The sequence below is a fragment of the Streptomyces scopuliridis genome (assembly GCF_042790125.1).
Taxonomy (GTDB): domain Bacteria; phylum Actinomycetota; class Actinomycetes; order Streptomycetales; family Streptomycetaceae; genus Streptomyces; species Streptomyces scopuliridis_A.
Genome location: NZ_JBHTZS010000001.1, coordinates 364,339 through 370,808, shown reverse-complemented (window position 1 = coordinate 370,808; position 6,470 = coordinate 364,339). Strand labels below are relative to the sequence as shown.

Here is a 6,470-nt window from a genome sequence, read left to right as displayed (position 1 = left end):
GGCCGCGGGGGGTGGGCGGGGCCGCCCCGGGGGCCCGCCGGGGTCGCCCCGGCCCGGGCGGTGCGGTTTGCCCCGCCGGGTGTTGTGGGGGCCGGGGTAGGGGCCGCGGGGGGGGCGGGCGCCCCTCCTGGATGGCTGTCAGTCCTGGATGACTGTCAGTGTTCCCAGACGGGCAGCCAGATGTCGTTGGCGGCGCCGACGCAGGTGTACTGGATCAGGGCGTGCCCCTTGCCGACACCGCCCTTGACGTTCAGACACTTCTGGCTGGACTTGACGACCAGCTCGTAGCCGATGCCCTTGCGTACGAACTTCCACAGCTCGTTGGCGCTATTGCCGCAGGGCCACTGGATGACCTCGGCGCCATTGGCGTTCCCACCGCCCTTGACGTTCAGGCACTTTCCGCTTTCCCGCGAGGCGAACTGGTAGTAGCCACCCCCCTTGGCCGTGGCCTCCCAGCGCTCGTTCGCGGCGCCGGACCAGGGCCACTGGATGACCGGCGTACCGTTCGCGCTGCCGCCGCCCTTGACGTTGGCGACCTGGCCGGGATCGGAGGCCAGGCGCAGGCTGAGCTGCCGCACGGTGACCGCTCTGTCCGTATCGGGCTGCGCCGAAGCGGTGGGCGTCATCGACGCGACAAGCATCGTTCCCGCGAGGGCGGTGGCCGCGACTGCCCAGTTCCGCTTGTTTACCGACATTGCTTCTCCTGACACGATTCGGGCCGGACTGTCCGGCACGGGAGGAGACTGCCGGATGCCGTCGCCGCGGCAGAGGGGCGGCAACGTCAAACCACCTCTTCGGGTGCCGGGTGTGGGCCGGACGGGTGAATTGACCGTGTTGGGTGTCAGCCGTTGATGATGTCGGTGAATCGCCGGGTGTCGATGTTTCCGCCGGAGGCGATGACCCCGATCCGCCGGGGGCGGTGGCCGATGTGTCCGGCGAGGAGTGCGGCCAGGGCGGTCGCGCCGCTGGGTTCGAGGACGATTTTGAGTCGTTCGAAGGCGAAGCGCATGGCGTCGCGGATCTCGTCGTCGCCGACGAGAGCGATGCCGTCCAGGAACCGCTGGTTGACGGCGAAGGTGAGCCGGCCGGGGGTGGCCAGTGCCTGTCCGTCGGCGAGGGTCCGGGGGACGGGGACGGTGACGCGTTCGCCGGCTTCCAGGGAGCGTTTGGTGTCGTCGCCGCCGACGGGTTCGACACCGACGGTGTGGATGCGAGGGTGCAGGGTCTTGGCGGTAATGGCGCTGCCGGCCATCAGGCCCCCGCCCCCGACGGGTGCGATGAGCATGTCCAGTTCCCCGGTCTCCTCGCAGAGTTCGAGGGCCGCGGTGCCCTGGCCCGCGATGACGTGCGGGTGGTCGTAGGGAGGGATGAGGGCGAGGCCGCGTTCGGCGGCGAGTGCCTCGCCGAGCGCGGTGCGGTCCTGGGTGTAGCGGTCGTAGGTGACGATGTCCGCGCCGTATCCGGCGGTGGCCGCCCTCTTCGACTCGGGGGCGTCCTCGGGCATCAGGATGACGGCGCTGGTGCCCAGTTCCCGGGCGGCCAGTGCGGCGGCCTGGGCGTGGTTGCCGGAGGAGTAGGCGGCGATGCCTCTGGCCAGCTGCGCGGGGGACAGTTGCGCGGCGGCGTTGTAGGCGCCGCGCAACTTGAACGCGCCGACGCGCTGGAAGTTCTCGCACTTGATGAACACCTCCGCGCCGACGCGGGCGTTGAGGGTGCGGGAGGTCAGCACGGGGGTGCGGTGGGCGATGCCGTCGAGGCGTACGGCGGCTTCGCGGACGTCGTCGAAGGTCACGGGCAAGGTGGCGGTCATGGCGGTTTCCTCGCGTCGGTCGGGGATGAGCGGGCGCGTCGGGCGGCGGCGGTGAGGGCGGCGGCGGTGAGGGCGGCGCTGTTGCCGCGGGTCACCGGCGGCTCACCAGCCGGTGACGCGTGCCCAGTTGGCCTGGATGGCGGGCGCGGATCGCGTGGGCCGGGCGCTGTCGATGATGTGGTAGCCGCGGTGCTGGGCGGCGGTGGCGCACGCGTGGTTGGGCAGGATGCGCAGCCGGGTGCCGAGGGGCAGGTCGGGCAGTGGGGCGCCGTCGCGGGCGGTGAGGGTGCCGTGCTCCTGGCTCGCCGCGCTCATGACCAGGTTCGGGACCGGGTTTCCCGCCAGGTCGAGGACGAGGCCGTAGCCCTGGTCCTGGGTCTGGACGGCGGTGCCGCGGTCCCGGGACATGGCCATCCATCCGCCGTCGGTGATGATCCAGCCGTACTCGGGGCGGTGGCCGATGACGGTCACCACCACCGACAGGGCGAGGTCCTCCACGCGGCAGACGCCCAGACCCGCCATGACCAGGTCGAAGAAGACGTAATTTCCGGCCCGCAGTTCGGTGACACCGGTGAGGTCCTCGGCCGCGTGGGCGGTCGGCGTGGAGCCGACGCTGACCGTGCCGACGGGCAGCCCGGCGGCGCGCAGCCGCTCCGCCGCCGCGACCGCGGTGGCGCGTTCGTTCTCGGCCGCCAGCCGCTGGTCCTCGCGGGTGTGGGCGAAGTAGGACTCGCCCGCGTGGGTCAGGACGCCGTCGAGGCATCCGGCCCCGTGCAGGACGCGGCCGATGCCGACGAGTCCGGGGGCGTCGGCCCCGATGCCGCCGCGGTGGCCGTCGCAGTCGATCTCGATCTGCGCGGGGATGGCGAGGCCGGCCTCGCGGGCGGCGTCGGCGACGAAGGCGGCCTGTTCGCGGCTGTCGAGCAGGACGCGCAGGGTGACGCCACGGCGCAGGAGGGCGATGACGCGCGGCAGTTTGCGCGGGTCGATGCCGACGGCGTAGGTGAGGTCCGTGTAGCCGCCGTCGGCGAACGCCTCGGCTTCGGCGAGGGTGGAGACGGTGACGGGACACGGGGCGCCGCCGTGCATGAGGGCGGCGACCTCAAGGCTCTTGGCCGTTTTGATGTGCGGGCGCAGGGTGACGCCGAGACGGTCGGCCCGCTCGGCCAGTCGTTCGATGTTGCGCAGGGCCTTGTGCACGTCGACGGCGGCGAAGGGGGTGTCGGGGTCGGCCAGCGTCGTCACGGTGGTGACCGAGGCGGTGCCGCCCGTGAGGGGGCGGTCGTCCCCCGTGGTGATCTCGCTGGTGGTCATCGGTCTCACTTCGTGTAGGCGTAGACGCTGGCTCGGGAGATGCCGAGGAGGTCGGCGATGGTCTGAGCGGCGTTGCGGGTGTCGAAGTAGCCGTCCTCGCTCAGGCGCCGCACCAGTTCCCTCTTCGCTTCGCGGGGCAGGGCCCGCGGCGTCGTGGAGCGCTCGGCGGCGGCTGTCTCGATGACCTCGCGCAGTTCCCGGCGGCTTCGGTCGCGCAGTGACTCGAGCTGGACGTCCCGGCTTTCGGGGTCGGTCGCGACCAGGTTCGAGAGCGTCAGCGTGAGGGGCGAGAGCGTCGAGATGTCCAGGTTCAGACAGAGGGCGGCGATGTACTGCCCGGCGGCGTTCTTGATCCCGATCGAGGTGCTCTTGGCGGGGCGTCCGTCGGGGAACCGGTTGGCGTAGTTCTGGATGACTCCGGGGTAGTGCGGGTCCCTGATACGGGCGAGGCCCAGCTCTGTGGCGGACTCCCCCACCTGGCGTCCCGACAGGTTGTTCCCGATGAAGCGGATGGCGTGGTCCGGATCGCGCAGGTCGTGCAGCACGACCTCGCAGATGCCGGGGAACATACGGCCCAGTGCCTGGGCGATCTTCTCGGCCTCGGCCAGGAGGTGCTCGTCCTCCGGCGCGCCGGACGCCGCCGGCCCGGGCACCCGCCCGTCCTGGTGCCACGTGTCATTCCGGCCGCTCGTTTGGCTCATGCCGTCCGCGGTCATCGCCCGTCCCCGTTCCGAGAAGTGCCTTGATTGTCTGTCCAGCTCTGCACAGACAATCTATCCACCTTTGGAGTTTCCGTCCAGATCCTGTCCGGCGACTGACCCGCTCACACGTGTGCTCCTCGCCGCTCGCGCGCCCGGGGGCGCGGGCCGAAGGTGGGACGAGAGCCCGACGGTGAAGGGAGCGCGGTGTGGCCACCAGGGCCGACGAGCCGGTGGATCCGGACCACCCCCGGGCACGCCGGCCGTCGACCGGAGCCGTACTCCTGTGGGTCGTGGGGCTGACCGCGCTGATTCTCGTGCTCGGCCTGCTGACCGGCACCGGCGTACGCCTGATCGGTCTGGTCGTCTTCCTCCCCGCGTTCGCCGCCGCCTTCACCACTGTCCGGCAGACCGTGTTCACCGCGTGCTGGTCCGCCGCCGTCGTGGCTCTGTCCCTCCTCTACCGTCCCGCGCCGAACCGGAGCGACGACATCGTCGCGCTGACGCTCACCGTGATCTTCGGCACGCTGAGCGTGCTCGGCTGCCGGTACCGGATCCGGCACGAGAACGAGATGCTGCGGCTGCGGTCAACCGCCACCGCCATGCAGCGGAGCATCCTCCGGCCGCTTCCGCTGCTCACCGACCAGGTGCTGATGGACGGTGTGTACGAGCCGCTCCAGGAGGACAAACTCGTCGGCGGCGACATCTACGACCTGGCGGCCTCGCCCTATGGCACCCGCGTGCTGATCGGTGACGTCCAGGGCAAGGGGCTGCCCGCCATAGGCACGGCCTTCGCCGTGATCGGCGCGTTCCGCGAGGCGGCGTACCGCGAGAGCACGCTCGCCGGTCTCGTGGACGTCCTGGAGGAGGCCGTCGTACGGCACAACGCCATCGCCGCCGAGGCCGATGAGCCGGAACGGTTCGTCACCGCGCTGGTCCTCTGTATCGATGACAGCCCGACGGTGCAGGCCATCAGCTGCGGCCACCCCCGGCCGTATCTCGTCGGACCCGGCGCGACCGTCTCCGTGCTCCTCGAAGAGGCCGATCTGCCGCTCGGCCTGGGCTCGTTGACGCCGACACCCCGCACCGTGGGCCGGTTCGACTTCCCCTTCGGCACCACGCTGCTGCTCTGCACGGACGGTCTGACCGAGGCGCGCGCGCCCGACGGCACGTTCTTCCCGCTGGAGAAGCGTCTCGCCGAGGAGTCGGGGCTGCCCCCGACCCGGCTCGCGCGCTCCCTCCACACGGATTCCCGCGCCTTCTCCGCCGGGCACCAGCAGGACGACATAGCCGTGCTCGCGCTGCGCCGCGCCCCCGCCGCGGGTGGGGCTCCGGCCGTGTGAAGGCGCCCGGCGCCGTCAGGCCGGCTGGTTGCCCACCCGCTCGTGCACGGGGCCGGCCGAGGCGACCGTCCCCGCGGATTCCGTACGCAGGATCCGGGCCGCGCACGCGGCGATCACGCAGAAGGCCACGGGCAGGAAGAAGGTGAGGTTCAGCGGGAGGAAGTGGGTCATGGGCCCGATGATCGCGGGCCCGGCGAGCATGCCGAGGTAGCCGAGACCGGCGACGCGGGAGACATTGACCCCGGCGCTCTCCTGGTCCGCGTGGCCCGCGGCGCTGAAGAGCTGGGGTACGGAGCCGGACAGCCCGATGCCGAAGACCGTCCAGCCGGCCAGGGCGAGGGGAATCCAGGGGGAGAGCGCGACGGTCGTCAGCCCGAGCGCCGCCAGGGACGTGCCGTAACGGACGATCGCGACCGGGCCGAAGCGCGCGGCCACCCGGTCGGTGAGCAGCCGTCCGATCGTCATGGCGGTGGAGAACGCGCCGTAGGCGAGGGCGGCGGTGGCGGCGGGCGCGTCGAGGACTTCCCGCAGACCGAGCACGCTCCAGTCGTTGGCGACGCCCTCACAGAGCATCAGCATGAAGGCGAGCACGGCCAGCGCCCAGATACGCGAGGGCGTCTTCCCGCGCGGAGCCTTCTGGCCCGCCGGGGCCGTCCGCTGCCCGGCGCCGGTCTCCTCGGACGTGGCCTCCGGGGCAGCCGCGGGCTCGGGCCGCAGCAGGGCGGGGGTGAAGAGTACGGCGACGGCCAGCCCGAAGACGCTCACCGAGGTGAGGGTCAGCGGCGCGCTCCAGTCCCAGCTGAGGGTCCGGGCGCCGACCAGCGCGGCCAGCACCCCGCCGACCGAGAAGAAGGCGTGGAAGGCCGACATGACGGGCCGTCGGTAGCCGCGTTCGACCTGGACGGCATGGGTGTTCATGCTGACGTCCAGACAGCCGTTGCCGAAGCCGAACACCAGCAGGGCCACGGCCAGCGTCCATGCCTCGGTGGCGAGTCCTGGCAGGATCAGCGCGGCGCTGCACAGCGCCGCGCTCGCGGGCACCACCTTGCGCGCGCCGAGGCGGTCGGTGAGCGGCCCGACCAGCTGCATTCCGGCGAACGCGCCGCCGCCGAGCAGCAGCAGGAGCCAGCCGAGCACGGCATGGCTGATCCCCGCGCGGTGCTCCACCGTCGGGATGTGGACGACCCACATGCCCATCACGAACCCGTTGAGGGTGAAGAAGCCGAAGGTGGCGATCCGGGCGGCGCGCAGTGATCTTTCCATGCGTGATCTCTCCATGCGAGCGAACATAGCAAACACAAATCG

At 71.6% G+C, this 6,470-nt stretch carries 6 protein-coding genes; 1 reads left to right on the top strand and 5 read right to left on the bottom strand.

Annotation, left to right across the window (positions count from 1 at the left end; all coding sequences use genetic code 11):
• Nucleotides 1-155: 155 nt before the first annotated feature.
• From ACFRKB_RS01440 to ACFRKB_RS01425, 4 genes are all read right to left on the bottom strand, one after another.
• Nucleotides 156-695: an RICIN domain-containing protein gene (locus ACFRKB_RS01440; protein ID WP_383102287.1), complete on the bottom strand. Its 540-nt coding sequence runs from the start codon at nt 693-695 to the stop codon at nt 156-158.
• A gap of 146 nt (nt 696-841) precedes the next feature.
• The gene (locus ACFRKB_RS01435) at nt 842-1,810 is read right to left on the bottom strand and encodes a pyridoxal-phosphate dependent enzyme (protein WP_383102285.1); all 969 of its coding nucleotides are present in this window, start codon (nt 1,808-1,810) and stop codon (nt 842-844) included.
• A gap of 102 nt (nt 1,811-1,912) precedes the next feature.
• A complete protein-coding gene (locus tag ACFRKB_RS01430) occupies nt 1,913-3,055 on the bottom strand; it encodes a DSD1 family PLP-dependent enzyme (protein ID WP_383102558.1) in 1,143 nt (380 codons plus the stop codon).
• A gap of 74 nt (nt 3,056-3,129) precedes the next feature.
• The gene (locus ACFRKB_RS01425; RefSeq protein ID WP_383102283.1) at nt 3,130-3,825 is read right to left on the bottom strand and encodes a helix-turn-helix transcriptional regulator; all 696 of its coding nucleotides are present in this window, start codon (nt 3,823-3,825) and stop codon (nt 3,130-3,132) included.
• 206 nt (nt 3,826-4,031) lie between these two features.
• Between ACFRKB_RS01425 and ACFRKB_RS01420 the strand changes: the two genes are divergently transcribed.
• Nucleotides 4,032-5,165, top strand: a complete 1,134-nt coding sequence (locus ACFRKB_RS01420) for a PP2C family protein-serine/threonine phosphatase (protein ID WP_383102281.1) — start codon at nt 4,032-4,034, stop codon at nt 5,163-5,165.
• Nucleotides 5,166-5,180: 15 nt separating this feature from the next.
• Here the strand turns inward: ACFRKB_RS01420 and ACFRKB_RS01415 are convergent, their stop codons facing one another.
• Entirely contained in the window at nt 5,181-6,428 is a 1,248-nt protein-coding gene (locus ACFRKB_RS01415) for an MFS transporter (protein WP_383102279.1), read from the bottom strand.
• Nucleotides 6,429-6,470 lie beyond the last annotated feature (42 nt).

Coding starts and splice junctions, on each gene's coding strand:
- ACFRKB_RS01440 (WP_383102287.1), bottom strand. CDS start 695: ATGTCGGTAAACAAGCGGAACTGGGCAGTCGCGGCCACCGCCCTCGCG.
- ACFRKB_RS01435 (WP_383102285.1), bottom strand. CDS start 1,810: ATGACCGCCACCTTGCCCGTGACCTTCGACGACGTCCGCGAAGCCGCC.
- ACFRKB_RS01425 (WP_383102283.1), bottom strand. CDS start 3,825: ATGAGCCAAACGAGCGGCCGGAATGACACGTGGCACCAGGACGGGCGG.
- ACFRKB_RS01415 (WP_383102279.1), bottom strand. CDS start 6,428: ATGGAAAGATCACTGCGCGCCGCCCGGATCGCCACCTTCGGCTTCTTC.